This is a genomic window from Qipengyuania sp. NPDC077410 (assembly GCF_044543405.1).
Lineage (GTDB): Bacteria > Pseudomonadota > Alphaproteobacteria > Sphingomonadales > Sphingomonadaceae > Qipengyuania > Qipengyuania pacifica.
This window is the reverse complement of sequence record NZ_JBITWB010000001.1, coordinates 321,441-342,641: the sequence shown is the minus strand read 5'-3', so window position 1 is coordinate 342,641 and position 21,201 is coordinate 321,441. Positions and strand designations below refer to the sequence as shown.

Annotated in this window: 21 protein-coding genes; 15 read left to right on the top strand and 6 right to left on the bottom strand. The window is 59.3% G+C overall.

Going from position 1 to position 21,201, the window contains the following annotated elements:
• Positions 1–184: 184 nt before the first annotated feature.
• The gene (locus ACIGGE_RS01675; protein ID WP_397489231.1) at positions 185–1,051 is read right to left on the bottom strand and encodes a nucleotidyl transferase AbiEii/AbiGii toxin family protein; all 867 of its coding nucleotides are present in this window, start codon (positions 1,049–1,051) and stop codon (positions 185–187) included.
• The gene (locus ACIGGE_RS01670) at positions 1,044–1,667 is read right to left on the bottom strand and encodes a type IV toxin-antitoxin system AbiEi family antitoxin domain-containing protein (protein WP_397489230.1); all 624 of its coding nucleotides are present in this window, start codon (positions 1,665–1,667) and stop codon (positions 1,044–1,046) included. Before ACIGGE_RS01670 ends, ACIGGE_RS01675 begins: the two co-directional genes overlap by 8 nt.
• Before the next feature lie 319 nt (positions 1,668–1,986).
• Here ACIGGE_RS01670 and trbB point away from each other — a divergent pair, with 319 nt between their 5' ends.
• From trbB to ACIGGE_RS01615, 11 genes are read left to right on the top strand one after another with little or no spacing between them, the layout of a single operon-like run.
• Positions 1,987–2,967 (top strand): P-type conjugative transfer ATPase TrbB, encoded by a 981-nt coding sequence (gene trbB / locus ACIGGE_RS01665; RefSeq protein ID WP_397489229.1) that lies wholly within the window; start codon positions 1,987–1,989, stop codon positions 2,965–2,967.
• Positions 2,964–3,296, top strand: coding sequence for a TrbC/VirB2 family protein (locus ACIGGE_RS01660; protein WP_050599508.1), 333 nt, complete (start codon positions 2,964–2,966; stop codon positions 3,294–3,296). The genes trbB and ACIGGE_RS01660 overlap by 4 nt, the downstream gene beginning before the upstream one ends.
• A complete protein-coding gene (locus tag ACIGGE_RS01655; protein ID WP_050599507.1) occupies positions 3,296–3,571 on the top strand; it encodes a VirB3 family type IV secretion system protein in 276 nt (91 codons plus the stop codon). The genes ACIGGE_RS01660 and ACIGGE_RS01655 overlap by 1 nt, the downstream gene beginning before the upstream one ends.
• Before the next feature lie 3 nt (positions 3,572–3,574).
• Positions 3,575–6,040, top strand: a complete 2,466-nt coding sequence (gene trbE, locus ACIGGE_RS01650; protein ID WP_397489228.1) for a conjugal transfer protein TrbE — start codon at positions 3,575–3,577, stop codon at positions 6,038–6,040.
• On the top strand, positions 6,037–6,783 hold the full coding sequence (trbJ, locus tag ACIGGE_RS01645) for a P-type conjugative transfer protein TrbJ (RefSeq protein WP_397489227.1): 747 nt from the start codon (positions 6,037–6,039) through the stop codon (positions 6,781–6,783). The genes trbE and trbJ overlap by 4 nt, the downstream gene beginning before the upstream one ends.
• 6 nt (positions 6,784–6,789) lie before the next feature.
• Positions 6,790–7,131 (top strand): putative entry exclusion protein TrbK-alt, encoded by a 342-nt coding sequence (trbK-alt, locus tag ACIGGE_RS01640; protein WP_397489226.1) that lies wholly within the window; start codon positions 6,790–6,792, stop codon positions 7,129–7,131.
• A 1-nt stretch (position 7,132) separates the two neighbouring features.
• Positions 7,133–8,437 carry a P-type conjugative transfer protein TrbL gene (gene trbL / locus ACIGGE_RS01635; RefSeq protein WP_397489225.1) on the top strand — a complete coding sequence of 435 codons (1,305 nt, stop codon included), beginning with the start codon at positions 7,133–7,135 and terminating at the stop codon, positions 8,435–8,437.
• Between the two features lie 6 nt (positions 8,438–8,443).
• Complete coding sequence (trbF, locus tag ACIGGE_RS01630) at positions 8,444–9,124, top strand: conjugal transfer protein TrbF (protein WP_397489224.1); 681 nt, start codon at positions 8,444–8,446, stop codon at positions 9,122–9,124.
• A complete protein-coding gene (gene trbG / locus ACIGGE_RS01625) occupies positions 9,124–10,122 on the top strand; it encodes a P-type conjugative transfer protein TrbG (protein ID WP_397489223.1) in 999 nt (332 codons plus the stop codon). Before trbF ends, trbG begins: the two co-directional genes overlap by 1 nt.
• Positions 10,119–11,285: a TrbI/VirB10 family protein gene (locus ACIGGE_RS01620; RefSeq protein ID WP_397489222.1), complete on the top strand. Its 1,167-nt coding sequence runs from the start codon at positions 10,119–10,121 to the stop codon at positions 11,283–11,285. Before trbG ends, ACIGGE_RS01620 begins: the two co-directional genes overlap by 4 nt.
• A gap of 5 nt (positions 11,286–11,290) precedes the next feature.
• A complete protein-coding gene (locus tag ACIGGE_RS01615; protein WP_050599499.1) occupies positions 11,291–11,524 on the top strand; it encodes a DUF2274 domain-containing protein in 234 nt (77 codons plus the stop codon).
• A 105-nt stretch (positions 11,525–11,629) separates the two neighbouring features.
• Here the strand turns inward: ACIGGE_RS01615 and ACIGGE_RS01610 are convergent, their stop codons facing one another.
• Positions 11,630–12,913 carry a tyrosine-type recombinase/integrase gene (locus ACIGGE_RS01610; protein WP_397489221.1) on the bottom strand — a complete coding sequence of 428 codons (1,284 nt, stop codon included), beginning with the start codon at positions 12,911–12,913 and terminating at the stop codon, positions 11,630–11,632.
• Between the two features lie 650 nt (positions 12,914–13,563).
• Between ACIGGE_RS01610 and ACIGGE_RS01605 the strand changes: the two genes are divergently transcribed.
• A complete protein-coding gene (locus ACIGGE_RS01605) occupies positions 13,564–14,385 on the top strand; it encodes a universal stress protein (RefSeq protein ID WP_230280034.1) in 822 nt (273 codons plus the stop codon).
• A gap of 1,033 nt (positions 14,386–15,418) precedes the next feature.
• Positions 15,419–16,021 carry a phosphatase PAP2 family protein gene (locus ACIGGE_RS01600; RefSeq protein ID WP_230280033.1) on the top strand — a complete coding sequence of 201 codons (603 nt, stop codon included), beginning with the start codon at positions 15,419–15,421 and terminating at the stop codon, positions 16,019–16,021.
• A 114-nt stretch (positions 16,022–16,135) separates the two neighbouring features.
• Here ACIGGE_RS01600 and ACIGGE_RS01595 read toward each other — a convergent pair whose 3' ends face one another.
• On the bottom strand, positions 16,136–16,954 hold the full coding sequence (locus tag ACIGGE_RS01595) for a mechanosensitive ion channel domain-containing protein (protein WP_230280032.1): 819 nt from the start codon (positions 16,952–16,954) through the stop codon (positions 16,136–16,138).
• 345 nt (positions 16,955–17,299) lie between these two features.
• Here ACIGGE_RS01595 and ACIGGE_RS01590 point away from each other — a divergent pair, with 345 nt between their 5' ends.
• A complete protein-coding gene (locus ACIGGE_RS01590) occupies positions 17,300–18,280 on the top strand; it encodes a calcium/sodium antiporter (protein ID WP_230280031.1) in 981 nt (326 codons plus the stop codon).
• A gap of 315 nt (positions 18,281–18,595) precedes the next feature.
• Here the strand turns inward: ACIGGE_RS01590 and ACIGGE_RS01585 are convergent, their stop codons facing one another.
• Together ACIGGE_RS01585 and ACIGGE_RS01580 are read right to left on the bottom strand one after the other, a co-directional pair.
• A complete protein-coding gene (locus ACIGGE_RS01585; RefSeq protein WP_370638030.1) occupies positions 18,596–18,829 on the bottom strand; it encodes a zf-TFIIB domain-containing protein in 234 nt (77 codons plus the stop codon).
• Positions 18,830–19,637: 808 nt separating this feature from the next.
• Positions 19,638–20,123, bottom strand: coding sequence for a VTT domain-containing protein (locus ACIGGE_RS01580; protein ID WP_301642080.1), 486 nt, complete (start codon positions 20,121–20,123; stop codon positions 19,638–19,640).
• Positions 20,124–20,268: 145 nt separating this feature from the next.
• Here ACIGGE_RS01580 and ACIGGE_RS01575 point away from each other — a divergent pair, with 145 nt between their 5' ends.
• Entirely contained in the window at positions 20,269–21,195 is a 927-nt protein-coding gene (locus tag ACIGGE_RS01575; protein ID WP_301642081.1) for a lipid kinase, read from the top strand.
• Positions 21,196–21,201 lie beyond the last annotated feature (6 nt).

The following is a 21,201-nucleotide window of genomic DNA, read 5'->3' as shown; positions in this document are numbered from 1 at the left end:
TCAACGCAACCAAGATCGGTCTTATTGCGGTGCGATGGTATCGAGCAAGGCTAGATAGGCTCGCCAATTACTTTTTCCTTTTCGCAACATCGCGATCAATAGGCTTCGTTTTCTCCAGTTGCGGTCCTTCTGGCATTATAACCCAACAGACAGGAAACAGCCCGTAGCTGAAAAACCATACAAGCTACTTCGATTGCGAGATCCGCTTGCAAGCGGGTCCGACCATCGACCAGATGGTTTCGATCACTTCCTCGAGGCTGACTTTTTCCAGGTCGATTGACTCGGCGTATGCGGCCCATTGGCTTTGCTTGGTTCCATCCTGCGTCATCTCTTCCGACAGGCCGGGTGGGCGATCGGTTGGGATTGCGGTCCCTCTGCGTGCGAATGTCGCCGCTATGGCAGCGTCGAGCTCGTCGTCCGAGATGTCGAGGGCCTGGGGCATCGCCCAGAGGTCGTAATAATCCTTCATACGTCCGTTCGCGATGCCCAGCTGAACCATCGCCTGAAATTTCTCGGCTATCACTGTGGCAGGCGGATAGGCGCGAATGTCGGGCGGTGGAAGATCGAGCAATGTCGGGTAGGCGAGTTCATGGGATGGGTCGGCAAGGGCGTCACCAAATCCGATGTCGATGGTCACCGGGATCCTCGTTCGCTCGAGATAGGCGAAGGTCTTGAGCCTCGTCCCGCCATATTCCATCTCTTCTCTGATGGGATTGGCTTTCAGAGCGTCGAGATCGAATTCTATGCCGTCATCAACCGCGATGCTCATGATCTCCCGAAAGTCCGCAACGAGTTGCTCGGGGCCTTCATCGCCATGACCCAGGAAGTCGGCATCGCGCGTTTCGCGGCTTTCGCTTTCCAGCCAGACGGTAACCAGCATTCCGCCCTTGAGGACGAAGCGTTCGCGATGGGCGGACTGCGACAGGCGATAAAGCAGGCGTTCGAGCGCAAAGCGAACGAGGACAACGTCAAACACCCGGCCGTTCGCACGTGCGATGTTGAGCAGCCGGTCTTTGACCGATTTTGCCAGATTGATGGGCTTCTCAGCCATTCGAGGTCAGCGCCTCGAGATAAGGCTTCATCGTGCTCCAGGCTCCGCCTTCAATCGCGGCCTGAGAGATTTCAGCCGGTGTGGCCTTGCGCTGTTCAAGCGCGGCCTTCAGTCCCTCAATTGCGACTGATCGATCGACGAGCTTTGGGTTTCGAAACATATCGGCAAGCGTCTTCGGCACAGAATATATCGGAACGGATACGCCGGAGACCTTGTGATGCTCGATCCCTTGCTGGTGATAGGAATCGCTAAATCGAACAGTGCGTGTAGGGGGATAGGAGGGGGCGGGAGACCAGTCGCTGCTGCCGATAGCAACCCACACTTTGCGCGGCATCTGATCGGTCAGTTCATGAAAGGCGAGCGCTGAGACCATGGCGATCACGCCATTGGGGATGCGTTTTGCAATTTCAGCGAGCGATTGGTCGGCATCGATGTCTGCGTCGGCGGTCTGGTAGAGCCCGCGCGAGATGCGGTTGATCTCTCCATCGTCGACCGCCCGGGCTATGGTTTTTCCATCGACACCCGCTTCGCGCAGCTCGCGCGCGCGCAGGATCGGTTGCTGCGCAAAGAGCCCGCGCATGATCTCACGTTGTGTGGGTTGGGTCGCCGCCTTCATGTCACAAATCCTTACACTCGACATGCCCCTATCAGAGGTTTTGTGACAAGTCACGGTGAAGGGTTTTCGAAAATCGGGAACGCCTAAGATACCATGAGCAGGCGCCATTGGGGGCAAACACGAGAAATTCACAACCCAGCAAGCGAGGGCGGCATCGACACGAGAACCGTACCTGCTGGATGTCGCACCGCCCTTTCCGGCCAATTTCACTCTACTCTACGCTTCGCGCAAATTCCTGTTGCCTGACAGCATTTTGATGTCCTTTTGATCTGCCTCGCGAGTGCAGCCGGTGGTCGGTTGCCGCAATTCGAGGCAATTCATGAGCGTTATTCCGATCCGGTCCGAGGCATTGTCGCGCGGCGCGCGCATGCTGCGCACGGCGCTTGGCTGCGAGATCGCACGCTGGCTTGAAGAGCCTGCGGTGATCGAAGTGATGCTCAATCCCGATGGCCGTCTGTGGGTCGACCGGCTGGGCGAAGGCCTTGCCGCGACCGACTGCCTGATGAGCGCCGCCGACGGAGAGCGGATCATCCGGCTCGTTGCCCATCATGTCGGCGCCGAGGTGCATACTGGAGCTCCGCGCGTCTCGGCAGAGCTTCCCGATGGCGGCGAACGCTTTGAAGGTCTTCTGCCACCGGTGGTCGCCGCGCCGAGCTTTGCCATCCGCAAGCCTGCTGTCGCCGTCTTCACGCTCGCCGACTATGTCTCGGCGGGAATCATGGATGCATGGCAGGCCGAGGCGCTTGGCGCTGCGGTTGCGGAGCGAAAGAACATCCTGGTCGCGGGCGGCACGTCGACCGGCAAGACGACGCTTACCAATGCTTTGCTCGCCGAGGTCTCATCGAGTCCCGACCGGGTTGTCTTGATCGAGGACACGCGCGAACTGCAATGTGCCGCGCCCAATCTCGTCTCGCTGCGGACCAAGGATGGCGTTGCAACTCTGTCCGATCTGGTCCGCTCGGCGCTGCGTCTGCGCCCCGATCGCATTCCCATTGGTGAAGTGCGCGGCGCTGAAGCGCTCGATCTGCTCAAGGCCTGGGGAACGGGTCATCCAGGCGGGATCGGCACAATCCACGCAGGCTCTGCGCTCGGTACGCTGCGGCGGCTCGAACAGCTCATTCAGGAAAGCGTGGTGACCGTACCGCGCGCGCTCATCGCCGAGACCATCGACGTCATCGCTGTGCTGGTGCGCGATGGCGCCGGACGGCGGCTCGCCGAACTGGCCGAGGTCCGCGCTCTCGATGCTTCGGGCGAATACGTCCTCGTCCCTCTTCCCAATACCCAAGGAGACCCTTCATGATGATTATTCTGTCGCGGGCGCGATCGCGCCTTTCCGCTATCGCTCTTGCCGGTGTTGTCGCACTTACGCTTGCCGCGCCGGCCCATGCCGCCGGCTCGTCGATGCCATGGGAAGCACCGCTGCAGGCGATCCTGGAATCGATCCAGGGGCCGGTCGCCAAGATCGTTGCGGTGATCATCATCATTGCGACCGGTCTCGCTCTCGCTTTCGGCGATACATCGGGCGGCTTCCGGCGCTTGGTGCAGATTGTCTTCGGCCTGTCGATTGCCTTTGCAGCTTCCTCGTTTTTCCTCTCCTTCTTTTCGTTCGGCGGCGGAGCGCTCGTCTGATGGGCGCCGGTTCAACTGGATTGCCGCCAGGCTTCGCCGTTCCCGTCCACCGGGCACTGACCGAGCATATCCTGCTGGGCGGTGCGCCGCGCGGGCTCGCGATTGCCAATGCGACACTTGCAGGAGCTATCGGGCTCGGTCTGCAATTGTGGATCGCAGGGATAGCCTTCCTCGCGCTGGGCCATATGGCCGCGATGTGGGCGGCGCGGCGCGACCCGCAATTCGTGGATGTCGCCCGGCGGCACTTGCGCTTCCCCGCGCATCTGCAGGTCTAAGCCATGCTGAGCTTGCGCGAATATAGAAACAAGGCCGAACGGCTGGCGGACTTCCTGCCCTGGGCGGCCCTGATCGGTCCCGGCGTGCTGCTCAACAAGGATGGCAGTTTCCAGCGCACCGCGCGTTTCCGGGGACCTGATCTCGATAGCGCAACGCCTGCTGAGCTGGTTGCAACGACCGCGCGGCTCAACAGTGTGCTGCGCCGCCTTGGCTCGGGCTGGGCGCTGTTCGCGGAAGCAGTCCGCCGACCTGCGCAGGAATATCCTGCATGCAATTTTCCCGATCCTGCTTCTGCGCTGGTCGAGCGCGAACGCGCGGCCCAGTTTGCCGAAGAAGGCGCGCATTTCGAAAGTCGCTATTTTCTGACGCTGCTCTGGATGCCGCCTGCCGAGGATGCCGCGCGCGCCGAAAGCTGGATGTATGAAGGCAAGGCCCAGAAAGGCGTCGATCCCCGTGAATTGCTCGATGGCTTCATCGACCGGACGGACCGTTTGCTGCGCCTGTTCGAAGGCTTCTTTCCTGAAGTCCAATGGCTCGATGATGGAGCAACGCTGACATACCTTCACAGCTGCATTTCCACGCGCATGCAGCAAGTTCGCGTACCCGAAACGCCGATGCATCTCGATGCGCTGCTCGCCGATGAACCGCTCTGCGGAGGGCTCGAACCGCGGCTTGGCGCAGCGCATCTGCGCACGCTGACTGTAGTCGGGTTTCCAAGCGCGACATTTCCGGGACTGCTCGACGACCTCAACGCGCAGGGCTTCGCCTATCGCTGGTCGACCCGCGCGATCATGCTCGACAAGAGCGACGCGGCCAAACTGCTCGGAAAAATCAGGCGGCAATGGTTCGCCAAGCGCAAGTCGGTCGCCGCGATCCTCAAGGAGGTGATGACCAATGAGGCCTCGGTGCTTGTCGACAACGATGCAGCCAACAAGGCCGAAGGTGCCGATGCAGCGCTGCAGGAACTGGGGTCGGACCATGTCGGGCTGGCATTGGTCACGGCAACCGTCACTGTCTGGGATGAAGACGCATCACTCGCAGCCGAAAAGCTGCGGCTCGCCGAAAAAGTCATCCAGGGCCGCGACTTTACCTGTGTGACGGAAGGCATGAACGCGATCGAAGCCTGGCTTGGCTCGCTGCCGGGCCATGTCTACGCCAATGTTCGTCAGCCACCGATCTCGACGCTCAACCTCGCGCACATGCTGCCGCTTTCGGCAGTCTGGGCAGGGCCGGAGCACGACGAGCATCTCGATGCGCCGCCGCTGTTCTACGCGCAGACCGAAGGCTCCACCCCGTTTCGATTTTCGCTTCATGTCGGCGATGTCGGTCACAGCCTGGTGGTCGGCCCAACCGGCGCCGGCAAGTCTGTCCTGCTGGCCTTCATGGCGATGCAGTTTCGCCGCTATGCCGGCGCGCAGATATTCGCCTTCGACTACGGCGGGTCGATCCGCGCCGCGGCGCTTGCATGCCGCAGCGACTGGCAGGATCTCGGTTCAAGCCTTTCGCAAGACAGCGACGATGCCGTCCTCCTGCAGCCGCTTGCGCGCATCGACGAACCGGCCGAACGAAACTGGGCCGCCGAATGGCTGCAGGCTATCCTTACCTCGGAAGGTGTCGCGGTCGATCCGGCCACCAAGGACCATCTGTGGACTGCATTGACCTCGCTCGCCACAGCGCCTGTTGCAGAGCGAACGCTTACCGGCCTCGCGGTCCTGCTCCAGTCGCAGGCATTGAAGCAGGCGCTCGCGCCCTATTGCATCGGCGGCCCGTTCGGACGGCTGCTCGATGCCGAAAGCGAACGGCTCGGTGAGGCGCGCTTCCAGGCGTTCGAGACAGAAGGGCTGACCGGCTCTGCGGCAGCGCCTGCGGTCCTTTCCTATCTCTTTCACCGGATCGAAGGGCGGCTAGACGGATCGCCTACCCTCCTTATCGTCGATGAGGGCTGGCTGGTGCTCGACAGCCCTGCCTTCGCTGCGCAACTGCGCGAATGGCTCAAGACGCTGCGCAAGAAGAATGCGAGCGTGGTTTTCGCGACCCAGAGCCTCGCTGATATCGAAACATCGGCGATTGCGCCCGCCATTATCGAAAGCTGCCCGACCCGCATCTTTCTGCCCAATGAGCGCGCGATGGAGCCGCAGATACAGGCGATCTATCGCCGCTTCGGGCTCAATGACCGGCAGATCGAAATCCTTAGCCAGGCCGCGCCAAAGCGCGACTATTATTGCCAGTCGGCACGCGGCAATCGCCTGTTCGAACTCGGGCTTGGAGAGGTGGCGCTCGCTTTCACGGCTGCCTCTTCGAAAAGCGATCAGCTCGCCATTGCCCGGATTGCCGAAAACGAAAGGCTCGCAGGTTTTCCCGAAGCCTGGCTGAGGCATCGCGGCCTCGACTGGGCCGCAGAGCTGCTCGCTATTCCCGAGCCGAATTCGGCTTTTTCAACCCCCCAGAAAGAAGGAGACTTCCAATGATCTTTCATAAGAATTTGAACGGACTGGCTACCGGCCTTGCGCTTGCTGTCGCCGGCGTGGTTGCCACAGCACCGATGCCTGCTCATGCGCAGTTCGGCGGTATCGTCTACGACCCGTCCAACTATGCCCAGAACGTGCTGACCGCGGCGCGGACCCTCGAGCAAATCAACAACGAAATCCGCATGCTGCAGAACCAGGCGACTTCGCTCGTCAACGAAGCGAGGAACCTGCAGAGCCTGCCGCTCAATATCGTCCAGCCCCTGCGGGAGCAAATCCAGCAGACCCAGCAATTGCTGCAGCAGGCCCAGCGCATCGCTTACGATGTGCGCGAGATCGAGACGACGTTCGAGGCGCAATACAAGAACATCCCGCTCGGTGCTTCGCAGCAGGCCTTGGTGACAAGCGCCGAGGCGCGCTGGCAAAATAGTGTCGCCGCTTTCGAGGATGCGCTCAAGGTGCAAGCGGGAGCGGTTGCCAATATCGAAGGCTCGCGCGAAGCGGTTAATAGCCTGCTGGGCGCGAGCCAGTCGGCCGCCGGTGCCTTGCAAGCTGCGCAGGCCGGGAACCAGCTGCTCGCGCTGCAAACACGCCAGCTCGCCGATCTTACCGCGACCTTGGCGGCCATGGGACGAGCGCAAGCACTCGACGCTGCCGAACGTGCGGCGGCGAAGGCTCAGGCGCGCGAGCAGTTACGGCGCTTTCTGGCGACCCGCCCGCGCGATCTTCCGACCAAATCGGACTGACCCACCATGGACAGCAAACTCCTCGCGCGCACCGGTGCAGCCGTTTTTGTCGGCCTCGCTATCGCCATGACGCTCGTGCAATTGCGCGAGGAGCCTGCAGCGCGCCCTGAAGCTGCCCCGACCATTTGGGAGCCCGACGGCGATCCGCTGCCCGCGCAGCTCAGGGCCTGCGCGCAAATGGGCGAGCTCGCGCTGTCCTCGCCCGACTGCCGTGCGGCCTGGGCCGAGAAACGCCGCCGCTTTTTCGGGGTTGAGCACCCCGACGCTTACGTCCCAGTTGGTGAGAATTCCGTGACGAGCGCTCCTGCGCCTCAGTCTCCTACGCCTCAATCGCGCGGGGAGAATTGACATGGGAGGCACCGGCGTCGTCGACCGTTTTCTGGCGATTTTCTCGCAATATATCGACAGCGGGTTCGGCCTGCTTTCGGGCGAGGTTGCCTTCATCGCGACGACGCTGATCGTTATCGATGTCACGCTCGCTGCGCTGTTCTGGAGCTGGGGCGAGAATGACGACATTATCGCGCGCCTCGTCAAGAAGACGCTCTTCGTCGGAATCTTCGCCTATATCATCGGCAATTGGAGCGCGCTGGCCAATATCATATTCCAAAGCTTTGCCGGACTTGGCCTCAAGGCCAGCGGTTCTGGCCTTGGCGCTAGTGATCTGCTGCAGCCGGGATGGGTCGCGCAGGTGGGGATCGATGCTGCCGCGCCTTTGCTTGCGTCGATGGCCGATCTGCTCGGCTATATAAGTTTCTTCGAGAACTTCCTGCAGATCATCATCCTGCTGGTGGCCTGGGCCTTGGTGGTCATCGCCTTCTTCATTCTGTCGATCCAGCTCTTCGTGACGCTCATCGAATTCAAGCTGACGACGCTTGCAGGCTTCGTGCTCATCCCTTTCGGCCTGTTCGGCAAGACCGCTTTCATGGCCGAGCGCGTGCTTGGGAACGTCGTCTCTTCAGGGATCAAGGTGCTCGTGCTCGCCGTGATTATCGGGATCGGCTCGACGCTTTTCGCTGAGTTTACCAGTGCCATTCCGGGCGAGCCGACCATTGAAGATGCGCTGGCGATCGTGCTCGCCAGTCTTACCCTGCTCGGGCTCGGCATATTCGGTCCCGGTATTGCCAACGGCATCGTCGCAGGCGGCCCGCAGCTCGGCGCAGGGGCCGCGGCAGGCACCGCTGTGCTGGCCGGCGGGGCAGCCGTCGGCGGCATTGCCGGCGGCAAGCTTGCGGGCGGCGCTGTAGCCAGCGCAGCATCCTCGGTCGCCAGTGGCGCATCGCGCGCTGCAGGAGGCGCCACCATGGCCTATGCGACAGGTTCGGCAGGCAAGAGCGGCGGCGCCGCTCTTGCAGGCGGCATGGCCGGTGTCGGACGCGCCGCAGGCGGTGCTGCCCTCTCGCCTCTGCGTAGGGCGGCGGATAGCGCCAAAGGAAATTTCCGCGAAGGAGCGCGTGCAGCAGCCAGCAATATGGGTGGCCGGGTCGCCTCCTCGCCGCCGTCTTCGCCAGCGTCCAAAAACGGCCCGCCGAACTGGGCGAAATCCATGAAGCAGCGCCAGTCTCTGGGACATTCCGCGTCGCTCGCCGCGCACACCGTTCGCTCTGGCGACGGGCACGGCGCAGGCGCTTCCATCGACACTCAGGAAAAGGACTGACGCCTCATGTTTAAACGCCCTTCGATCCGATACGGCAAGACACCGCAAGCCGAGACACCTTACCAGCGCGCGGCCCAGGTCTGGGACGAGCGCATCGGTTCCGCGCGGGTGCAGGCGAGAAGCTGGCGCTATGCTTTTTTCTGTGCGCTTGGATTATCGGCAATCCTGACTGGCAGTCTCGTCTGGCAGAACGCGCGGGGAACCATCGTTCCCTGGGTGGTCGAAGTGAACAAACTCGGCGAAGCGCGCAGCGTTGCGCCCGCCAATGCCGCATTCGACCCAAGCGATCCCCAGATTGCGTTTCATCTTGCCCGGTTTATCGAAAACGTGCGCGCCATTCCCGACGATCCGATCGTGGTGCGCGAGAACTGGCTGTCAGCCTATGATTTCGCCAGCGACAAAGGTGCGCTTGCGCTCAACGACTATGCGAGGGCCAACGATCCGTTCGCCGCGATCGGCCGCGAACAGGTTGCGGTCGATGTCACAAGCGTAATCCGCGCTTCGCCAAGGAGCTTCCGCGTTGCCTGGATCGAGCGCCGCTACCGTGACGGCTCGCTCGCCGAGACGAGCCGCTGGACCGCGATTCTGGGCATCGCCGTCCAGCCACCCACCAACGCGGATGCGCTTCGCAAAAACCCGCTCGGAATTTTCGTCACTTCCATCAACTGGTCAAAGGAGCTCGGCTGATGTCCCGCTCGCATACAATTCCCGCAGTCGGCCTTTTCGGCCTTGTCTCCCTCGCTCTTGCCTCGCCTGTCGCGGCGACACCTGCCCCGCAAGCGGCGGCGTCAATCGAAGCATTGGGCGCGCTCGCAAGGGCTTTCCCGGTCCTGCAAGACAACATCGGAATTCCTCACCTTTTCAGTTCGCGGCAGTCCTCCCCCACTGCCGCGCGCCGCTCCCCTGGCTCTGGCCCCGCCCCTGACCCCCAAAGCCAAGTGGGAGCGGCGAACGATGCCGCACGGGTCGAGCCCGACGATGTCGGATTCGACAATGCGATCCAGCGCTATCCCTATACCGAGGGCGCGCTGTTTCAGATCTATACCAAGCCGGGCCAGGTGACCGATATCGCATTGCAGGAAGGCGAAAAGCTCGTCGGTCCCGGACCGGTTGCTGCCGGCGATACGGTGCGCTGGATGATCGGCGATACGCTGAGCGGGACCGGCGCTACCGCGCGCGTCCACATCCTCGTCAAACCCACCCGGCCCGATATTGCGACCAATCTCGTGATCAACACCGATCGGCGAACCTATCATGTCGAACTGCGGGCCAACCCCAGTGTCTATATGGCGTCGGTCAGCTGGAGCTATCCGGCAGACGAATTGATCGCTCTTCGCCGGGCCGAAGAGGACGCAGCGCGCGCCGCGCCGGTTGCAAGCGGATTTGCGCTCGAGAATCTCAATTTCGACTACCGGATTTCGGGCGATAGGCCCGACTGGCGACCGGTGCGGATATTCGATGACGGGCAGCGCACCCTGATCGAGTTTCCGCCCGATATTGCGCAAGGCGAGATGCCGCCGTTCTTCGTTATCGGCGAGGATGGGCAGGCGGAGCTGGTCAATTACCGCGTTTCGGGCCGCTACCTGATTGTAGACCGCCTGTTCGAGAAGGCCGAACTGCGGCTCGGCGCCAAGCGCAGGCAGGTTCGGGTCAAAATCACCAATCGGGCGTGGGGCCGGTCATGAACAGTGAAGCCGAACCGGACCGGCCTAGTGATGCTGAATCCATCGTTCGTTTACGCGGAGAGGGACCGCGCGTCGTCCGCCTCTCGCGCAAAGCCATCGGCATCGCCAGCGCCGCTGCTCTGACACTGGTTGGCGGCGCGTTGATTTACGCCCTGCAACCGGTCTCGGAGGCAGGGCCGGATGAGCTGTTTGGAACCGAAACAGTGGCGGTCGCCGACGGTCTTGCATCGGGCCCGAGCGACTATTCGCAGGTACCGCGTCTCGGCCCGCCGCTTCCCGGCGATCTCGGCGAGCCCATCCTCAATGCTCAGGACCGCGGAGCTGTCGCTGCGCTTCCACCAGTCGGAGCGCAGCCCGCCCCGCCGCAGACGCAGGGAATAAGCCCTGCAGAGGCAGCGCGCCAGCGCATCGAGCAGGAGCGCGAAGTGGCGCGGGGCAGCGAGCTGTTCTTTGCGGGCGCTACGGCGGTTTCAAGCACCGATGCATCGCCCACAGCCAATTCGAACGCATCGCAGCTTGTGAGCCGGGCCGATGCCGTGGGATCTGCGCCCGCTTTCCTCGACCGCCCGGCCGATCGGCGCACCTCTGCATTGCAGCAGCTCGCCGCGGCGCCGACGGATGCAGTGCTTCAGGCAGGCTCGGTCATTCCTGCAGCGCTTATCACCGGCGTCCGGTCAGACCAGCCCGGCCTTGTGACCGCGCAAGTCACGCAAAATGTCTATGACAGCCTCACAGGGCGGATTCTGCTTATTCCTCAGGGCACACGCCTGATCGGCGACTATGCGTCCGATGTCGGCTTCGGGCAGCGCCGCGTGCTTCTGGCATGGAATCGCCTGATCCTGCCTGACGGGCGCTCGCTCGTTCTCGAACGCCAGCCCGCCACCGACCCTTCAGGCTATGCCGGGCTCGAGGACGGCGTCGACTATCACTGGGGCGGGGTGGTCAAGGCTACTCTTGTCTCAACCCTGCTCGGCATCGGCAGCGAACTCGGATTGGGCGGTGACAGCGATCTCGTTCGCGCGCTTCGCCGGGGCAGCCAGGACACCGTCAACCGTGCAGGGGAGCAGATCGTCTCGCGCGAGCTCGATATTCGTCCGACGCTCACCATCCGCCCGGGCTACCCGGTACGGGTGCTGGTGACGCGTGATATTATCATGGAGTAGGTACGGTGACCCGGCTCAAACTCTCCGACATTACCGACGTCAAACCAGTCAAACTGTCGATCGAGATTTCTGCGCGCTTGCATAGTGACCTTGTCGCGTATGGTGTCGTGTTGAATGGGGGGAACGAAAGGGATGCTCCTCCACCGGAGCAACTCATTGCGCCCATGCTCGAGCGTTTCGTGGCTACCGACCGTGACTTTGCGAAGGCACGTCGTGCCGCAAAGCGAGCAGAGGTTTAGCAGTAGTCTCGCGTCGAGATTTTCGGTGGGTGGGCTGTCTCTCTGCGACTCAAATCGGGCCACTCAATTGCGAAGAGCAAATGCTCAGCCAATTGTCTTTGGCGATCATTCGCTGGCGGGCTCCACTGATCTGCCCAGCGCCGCTGAGAGAGTAGCGCCTACCCGGTCGGCGGCCTCTTTGGCCGGATCATAATCGATGTGGGCATAAATCATGGTCGAGCGCATATTGGCGTGGCCGAGGATAGCGCCAGTCATAGCGAGGGCTTCGCCACTCGAAGTGGCGATCGCACCCATGGTATGGCGCAGTGTGTGCGGCGTCACGTTCTTGAGACCGGCCTTGGCAACGATCTTTGGCCATAGTTTCTTGGTTCCCTGGAAGTAGCCTTCCCCGGAGTCCGCTGGGAATACATATTCGCTGTCGTCGTTTCTTGAGATCGTCCTGATCAATCCGAGCGCCGCCCCTGAAAGTGGCCGAGTCGATTGCCCGGTCTTGCTGTCGGCCAAGACCAGCAATCCACGCTCGAAGTCTACTTCGTCCCATTTAAGCTCGACGATCTCCTGGCGTCGACAGCCGGTCAGGATCCACATGCGGGTGATGTTGAGAGCCTTCGGATTAAAGCCCTCTCCCTCTAGCTTGTCACAAGCTTCGCCGAGCTTCCTGATTTCGGCGAGTGACAGAAAACGCGTCCTTCGACCGTCGGTTTTCTTGACCACGGCTTTCTCGCAAGGGTTCGAATCGACCAGTCCTCGTCGGACTGCGAAGCTGTACATGGCAGAAAGGTCCCGAAATGCTTTTCGGGCAGCACCGGGACCGCCTCGCACGACAATACGTTTTCGGTGGCCGATCTTCTGGTCCTTACGTGACTTGCCCTGCTCGACATCGCGGAAGAAACGTTCGATATCGCCAGCGGTCAGTTCGTTGATCCGCTTATGACCGAGCAGGCGAACCACGTGATGACGCAAGCGACCAATCGTGTGTTTCTTGGTCAAAGGTTTCATCGGCTCGCCCTGCCGTAGACCGCGCTGGATATAGCATCCTTCTTCTTCATAGAGATCGACCAGCCCGGCGATCTTCAGTTCAAGGCGCTTGGCATTGCGTTCGGCCGCAGGGTCGGCACCAAGAGCTGCTGCTGCAAGAACCTCCTTCGCGCGCTTTCGTGCCTGCTCGACAGTCAGCGCACCAAATCGACCGATCGACACGAAGCGTTTGGGTGCCGAGCGACCGCCGCCTTCGGCCCGGTAGCGAACAACGAAAGTCTTGATCCCGCTTGGGCCTACTCGCACTCCGAAACCCGAAATCTGACTGTCCCAGATCTCATAGCGCCTAGATCTTGGCGCCGTCGCATCAAGCAAACGCTTTGTGATCAAAATCGACTTGGGACTCGCCATTTTATGCTCCGTCAAGCGACCCCAACCTTGGGTGTCGGGGTGACCACCGGGTGACCACGGGAACGGAAATCGCCGGTCACCTCTGGAAAAGCCTAGCGTAGGCGAACTCAAAAAATAATCAAGATATCAGACATTTGATGGCATTTTGGCGTAGAATCGAAAAGCATAGAAAAGGCGACTGGAAAGTTTGCCAAGGTTGGGGTCGGGCGTTCGAATCGCCTCGCCCGCTCCATTTTTCTTTAGAAAATTGAACCGCTTAAGCGGATCGCAAGTTGGCGAATTCTGCTTCCCCGCTCTGTCGGTTGCTCCGGGGAAGCGCGGGGGAAGCACAAATCGGAGTTTCGTGGCGCACTCTGGCGTTTGCATTGCGACACACTGAACCTCCCGATTCCAAGGTGCAAGGATTGGTTTGGCGTGTGTCCAGCTTGGAGTGCGATCAGTGAAGGTGTCCAATCTGATTGCCCAATTCGCTTGTAATTTGAAGCGGCGGAATTTGGGCCGGTTGAAGACGGTCCGCTTTTAGGTGGCTGAGTGCTGAATGCTGCTGGTGCATCTTCGTTCTAAATTGTCTTGGATCAATTACGCCTTCGTCGACCCGTCCTATCCTTAAGGGAGTTCGGACGGAACTCTCCGTCCGTGTTGGAGGGCAAATGATGAAAACGATCCTATTCAATGCCTATAACGACGAAGATTACCCACGGCGCTTGGATCTGGTTCTCGATCTGGCCCGATATCTTGATGGCCATCTCACCCTTCTGAACTCGATGCCGTTCGAAACGACTGTTTCAGCCGGTCCCTATGGCGCGGCGTTCGCAGCTATGGTGCCAATTTGGCGTGAGGAAGCACGCAACCTTCGCAAGAAGTCCGAAGTCGATCTCGCAAACGAGAATGTGCCTTGGGACTGGATAGAGGATAGCGGCCCAGTTTCGCATGCCATGCTTCGCCGTTCGGCTTTGACGGATATAATAGTTCTAGGTGCTCGAGAGCCTAGGGTTGGTGGATCGCTACCGTCATACACGGCGGGTGAAATCGCACTGACAGCTGATTGTCCAGTGCTTGTCCTGCCGGAGAACATCGAACGGCTTGAGTTAGACCAGCCAGCCCTTGTCGCTTGGGACGGGTCGGCGGAGGCATCCCACGCGCTGCGTGCAGCCACCCCACTGCTAAAGCGTTCGAAAAGTGTATTCCTGGTCACCGTCGCGATGAAAAAGAAGAAAGGGGCGCAATTCGATTTTCCCCCGATCGCCGGGGCAGAGTACCTCTCTCGGCACGGTATCGAATGCGATATGGTTGAACTTCAATTCGATGGCATGCCAGTGGCGCAGACGATAACAGAAGCCGCGGCCGCGAGAAGATGCGGGCTAATCGTGTTGGGCGCTTATGGCCGCATGCGGATCACTGAACGCATTTTTGGTGGTGTCACCCATGACATGCTTTCGAACTTAAGCATTCCTCTTCTTCTGCGGCATTAACAACAACACGCGTTTTCCTGGGAAGAGTACCAGCGATAATGCAAACGCGGCGCTGGGCGTTTCATTCGGTGGGTTAAGCGCAGTAAACTGGCGCAATGATAGCCAATCTTGAAGCCATGGCTCTGAGACTATTTGCGCTCCGGTCTGGACGCGACCTCCGCTAAAGATGCTGATGGCGGTAGCTTGCAAAAACGTAGTTCACTAGACGCAATCAGCGCGTTTTAGCTGTCAGCGGGAGCCCACAGGCGAGCGAATACAAACCGGTAATGCCACGCCACTACGCCCCACCAAATGGGTTCATGAAACCTGACCGGTTGAGTGCGCCCGTGAAATCTCCCGCGGCTTCGACTTGCTCCGATGGATGGTTGCCGCCAAATTGGATCACAACAATTAGCGTCAGGCCTATAAGGGAAAGACCGAATAAAACGCGAGTGAGGTTCGAGCCGATCCATTTCCATCGCATTGCTGCAGTCCCCTACGATGCCACAAAGGGTAAATAGAAGCATATCAGTTCTAACAAAAGTCTGAGCAGGGTTGCCATACCGGGAGCGGACAAATGCGTTCACCAAGCAAGTTCAATGTGATTGCTCATCGTGGGATTGAATAACGAACGCGCTGCTGTTTCCTCACCAGTGCATGTCGCACATGACTGTTTAAATTCGGCGGTAATGTGCGACCCCGCGGAACGCCGTCCGTTGCGCGTATCCTTCTATGTCATACGTATTGTGGGAACTTTCATTGCCCCCGGCGGCTTTGAGAATTCGCGGACCGGGCCCCTCTAACGATGTAATACAATCGTGATGTCGGACCGCATCGGTTTATCCGGTGTCGGGGTGCAGGCTTGGGCTATTCGCCACGCCGTTCGATGCCGATCGTGCAGGTCAATCCTACCCATCCGGTTCGGCGCGACCGATACCTGCGATCTAAATCGGGCCAACGCTAGCCCCACGCTGATGAGGATAATATGGACGAAGATGCTATGTCGGTTTGGTCTGGTTTCAAGCTGGTTCTCGGTAAGGCAGCTGGTTAGCGAATGGAGAAGCTTTCCGCCCTGCTCGAAAATACCGCTGAGACCATCGAAGATGCAGATGCGGCTCTTGTCGAGAAAGTAGCGCCGTCGGACAAAGCTGCTGTCCAAGCGCTCTCCCTGATTGGTGAGATCGGCGATCAGCCGCCCATGCGCGCCCTGTGCGCTTCAATTATCATCTTTGGGCTGATCAGGCGCGATGCGAAGCTGACGCTGGCCGGAGTACGTATGCTTACCGCCCATACGATTGCGACCAAGGCCAAGAATGTTCTGAAGAAGCGCGTCGACCGGGTGCGCCCGGACGCGCGCGAAGGCGAAGACGATCATCGCGTGAAAGCAGGCGTTTCCGCCAGTCATGACGAGACCAGTTTTCCATCGGGGCACTCGGCGGGCGCACTGGCCGTGGGCGCAGCGTTCGGGCGCGCTTTCCCCGAGCATAAGGCTGTCGCCGTGGGATCCGCCACCGCTATAGCGCTCCTACAAGTGCCGCGCCGCTCTCATTATCTCAGCGATGTGATCGTGGGCTCGGCGATCGGCTTGGTATGCGAAGGTGTAGTAGACCGGCTGATACGCGGCTTTGGCTTATCCGGCAGGCGCCGGCGCGCCTAATGAAGGGACCAGGCGGTTAGCGGCTTGGTCCAAGCAATCAGCTGCGGCTTGCGGGGGCATTCGTCAGGCGCCGGTTACATTTGCGCGAACGTGAGCGCTGCCGGTCTTTTTGATTTATTCTGTAGAGGAAGAAGTCCGTTGAGACTCAATGAAGGCGCCGACTGCACAGGCGACCGCGTTCTCTGCGCGACGCGGCTCTCGAGCTCCGAGGAGCGTGATTCGAAGACGATATTTTCCAATCTCGCTGGTGCCAAGTTCAATGTCGCAGCGTTCAGCCTCCACTTGGCTCGAAGAGCTATTACCCTCGGCTGCGACGGTTTTAGCGAGGGCCTCAACTGCAATAGCACGAAGTTCGTGAACCCTCGAAAATAGATTGACGTCGGGTTCGAAGGTCATGGTGAATGCATGCTCTATGCGTGCGCGAGAGTGGGGCAGGACTTTTGCCGGGGACGAAAACAGAAGACTGTACGGTAGGGTCACAATACGGCCGGTTGGCACAACTGAACCATCGATGCCTTCGAACTCTCTCAGCTGGGTTGCAAGCAGGTTTAGATCGAGCACCTCGCCTTTCGTTGTGCCGACCTCAATTATGTCTCCGACCGAGAATGCTCTCGTGAATGTCCGAAGGGCAGCGCCGGAAAGGCACAAGATCAGTTCCTTGGTCGCCACAACGATCGCGACTGCCACCGCTGTCAGGGATAGGGCGAAAGTTCGTAGCTGCGGCGCCCAGATCATGATCAAGCCGACCACGGCGACGAGGATGAGAACGTTGCGCACGTTTGCGGTCCACCGCCGGGCGACCTTTTCCGTTATATCGTCGCGCCTCAGCAAGGCGCGGCCAGCGATCATGCGTGAGGCGAGGAGACCCAAGAGCAGACAGGCAGACGCCAGCACATCGGAGTTGAAAAATGTCGAGGGCAACTCAAAGCTCATTTGTTTCCATCCGCTACGCGAGGCTGCCTTCTATAGAGGCACCCGAGAACTGCTCAACGCGGTATGGCTTGGAAATGAGGACGGCCCCGGATATTGGGCGATGATCATCGGCTAATTTGGCTTCTCCAAATGTACTTCAACTGAGTCTAGTGGCGGCTAAAGATGCAAGCCTGTCCTATGCACAATCCAACATGCGAGCACGGCGCTGCATTGATGGTTTCGGGCATGGCGCTCAAGCGGATCTAGCAGCGGCGGTACGCGTACACTACCGCATTCGCATCGTTGCGGCACTCGCCGCAACGGCTCTGACACGCTAAGCGCGCGCATCGGTACGGACCTTAAGCCATGACTTACTTACTGCTTTTACTTGGTCTCGTTCTGCTCATCGGAGGAGGTGAGCTACTTGTGCGAAGCGCCGTTCGCATCGCGGAACATCTCGGCCTCTCACCGATGCTCATCGGCCTGACGATTGTCGGCATGGGAACATCCATGCCTGAATTGGCGGCGAGTATACAGGCAGCCTTGGCTGGCTCGCCTGGGCTGGCCCTTGGCAACATCGTCGGCTCGAACATAGCAAATCTTCTGCTCATCCTCGGTGTAGCAGCTGTGATCGCGCCATTTGCAGTGCCGCGAAGGGTTCTCTGGCGTGATGGCGGAATGGGATTGCTTTGCATCGGCATGCTGATCATTGCTGGCCATACGGTCGGTCTGACCCGAGCCGTCGGAATGTTCTTCGTCTTCGGTATAGTTGGATATATCTATCTTGCCATTCGTCAGGAGCTCGCAGGTGGTGAACACGGAGCTGTCTTCGATAAGGCCATGGCGCTTGAAGAGGTTGACCCCGCGCTTGTCCCGAGGGCGGAATCGCGCGGCTCGGTAGTCCTGGCAATCGTTTTCCTGCTCGCAGGAATGGCTCTGATCATCTGGGGCGGCAGCATGCTCGTCGATGCAGCGATTACCATCTCGGCCAGTTTGGGCGTATCGGACGAAGTGATCGGCCTGACAGTAGTGGCAGTCGGTACATCACTGCCGGAATTGGTGACGTCGGCGATCGCAGCGCTCAAACGCGAAGGCGAGATCGCTCTCGGCAACGTATTGGGTTCGAACATCTACAACGTTCTTTTTATCGGGGGCATAACCGGGATGGTATCGCCGACGCGAATACCTGCGAGCATTTTGCAGTTCGATCTTTGGGTCCTGCTATGTGTATCCGCGCTGGTGATGGCCTTCGCTTTCACAGGCAAACGGCTGTCCAGACTGGAGGGTGGTTTTCTGGTGGCGGGATACGCGGGGTATACTGCATTGACAGCTGGGCTTTGGGGATAGGAACGGGGCGGTCGGGATCACTTGTGAAGGGAGATGCGTTCTCTCGCGCGCACGGAGGCTTACTTCGTAGAGGCCCTTCTAGAAAACCAAGAAAGCTAGGGGGAATTAGTGAGGCTGGAGCGAATGCAGCCGTATCAGAAACGTCCTGTCCTGTCCTGTCGAACGAGAGACGAACTTCACAATCTGACAATTCTGAATGGCCTACGCCCAAGCGCCCGGTCGGGGATGCAATGCGTACCCATGCCGGCGTACAGCTGAAAATACACTTTGACAGGTGTGACGAAATTTGGCGCTTGGGAGTTGGCTACAGGATGTTCAGTCGAACAGTTCCTCAAGGAAGCTCTTCTTGCGCTTGCGCCCTGAATGACCGTGCGAGGAATAACTTCCGCGATTTCCAAAGTCGTGCGAAGGAGATGTAGGCTGTGCCGGTGCCCGCGAGGGGGCGGGCTGCGCACTACGTTCGATGATCTTGTCCAGCTCCCCGCGGTCGAGCCAGACGCCCCGACATGTGGGGCAATAGTCGATCTCGATGCTCGAACGTTCGCTCATAACCAAGGTGGTTCCATCCACTGGGCAGGTCATCCGGCCATTTGCTGCACTCATCTTTTGTGTCCTTTCACGGGCTCTCGGCCTGTGAAATGGTAACTGGATATGGAATTCCAACTGCTACCGGAGACCCGGCACACAAGATCGGTACCGATCGATCATCCGCACAAACGGCGTAAAGGGGCATCAAGCAATGTGTAAGCAGCCCTTGGCAGAACTGTGCGTGAAGCAGCCCAGATAAATTATCTGAGATCTAATTTTCGTAGTTTCGCTCAAGCTTTCGGCCGGACGTTTGTGCCGTACTGAACGTAATCGGTATCCTCTTAAAAAGCGGAGGTTCTGCTTTCGAGCGTCTTTACTCTTCATCCGGATGTCCGGAATGAGGGCGCATAGCTGTCCGAGGGCCTCTGGGCCGTGAGCTGCCGTATAGCTATAGGCGGCTCGAATGGGTTAACTGCTAGTAGACTCTGGCGGAAAAACACGAGATTTTGAACGAAAGTGCTTTGGTCGCAGATGAGGCTCAAAGGATTGAACCGGCGATCCGCAAAAAAAGCACACTTGTGAGCGTAGCGCCGCAGCTCGCCGCGCTGCGCGGAGTATTTGTGCCAAAGGCGTCCGGCAGGAGAGGCGAGAGGTTTTGCGGGCGTCTCTAGAACACTGCGCCTTCAGTTGCGCACAGCAATACCCACTGCGTTCACCAGCTTTCGGGTTTTCCAATGGCGATCGCCAATGGCATGGCCGTCGCAGGAATTAAGGAGTTGATCCGGACGAATAGAGCTCAAAAGGGAAGAGTGCAGGCCATTATAGCGATTTAAATCGCTGCTCCCGCTGTAGCCGAAACTACTATAGCCGGGAGTACGCCCATGAATGTGCTGAACACGTATTTTGATCGACCAAGTGAGCCCAACGCACATAACGCCGTAATGATAACGTGGGGGATGCCAATGATGCGTGCGCCGATGATCGGGAGAATACCTGCTTTTGAAGTGAACTGTTCTGCGCGCGCCAGCCTGTCAGCGTAACGCTCTAGCAACGCAGCTTGCGAGCCGCGCTCAAAAAGCAGGTACAACACTAGAGAACCTACGGTCGCGCCCAATGCCACGACCAGGATGGCCAGCCATCCACCTAGCAGAGCTCCTGACGAGAATGAGATCGGAAGAAGTGTGCCGGGTATTCCAGAGGCAAAGGCTGAAGCGGTCACGCCAACAATTGCGGCAGCCAACCAAACTTCAGCAAACGGTAATGTACCTGCCAACAAAACATCAAATGAGAGAGAAGTGGCAAGCGATGGATCCATAACGCATAAGCGTATGGATCAAGCGGGCGGTTCCCGCAACTAAGGCGTTTTCGCGCCACATCGTGCGCAATTTCCGCCCACTTGGTTTTAATGAAACATCACTAAACTTGGCCGAGAGTGATAACCCCTTCGAGATTGCAAAATAATGTCTCCGCATCCAATCAAGCGTGTACTGTGCCTTCACAATCCGAAGGCGCGACAAGGCGTCAGGGCGCTCCAGCCAGTGTGCGACCGACTCGAAGCTGGAGGTTTGACTCTCACAGTAGAGCCGTTTCAAAATCTCCCGGAAATTGCTCGAGACATTGCGCGGCTTCATCAGACCGCTGACGCGGTAGTTGTTTGCGGGGGAGATGGGTCGATTTCGTCTGCAGCCCCAGCAATAATGGAAAGCGGATTGCCGCTCGGGATCATTCCGGCAGGCACTGCGAACGATCTGGCAAGAACTCTTTCCATTCCGCTAGATCACGCAGCGGCTGCCGACTTGATCGTAAGGGGGTATACCCGTCGAATTGATGTCGGCTTGGTCAATGGCCATGCGTTTTTTAATGTCGCAAGTATCGGACTTAGCAGCGAGTTAGCCGAAAAACTCGATCCCCAAACCAAGAAACGTTATGGGCGGGTTGGCTATGCAGTTGCAGCCTTTCGTGTGCTGAGCCGTGCAAAGCGCTTCAGCGCCCGAATTGTTGAAAAGGGCCAAGAAACTAACGTTAAAACCTATCAAATCGCGATTGGGAATGGCCGTCTCTACGGAGGGGGTAATGTCATAGCGGACACTGCAGCGATCGACGATGGTAGATTGGATCTCTATAGCCTCGAGATGTCCAACCTATGGAAGTCGGTACTGATGGCGCGGGCTTTTCGCGCTGGAACGCATGGTGCATGGCAAGAGGTTCGAACTGCGCGGTGTGTCGAATTCAAAGTGGAAACGCGGCGCACGATGCCGATAAACACCGACGGTGAGATCGTTACTGCTACCCCAGCCCATTTTCGAGTCCTGCCTGGCGCGATTAGTGTCTTTACCTCACCACAGCTTGATCAAGGATCCCGAACTCTTCCGCTGCATCATCGTTGATGCGAA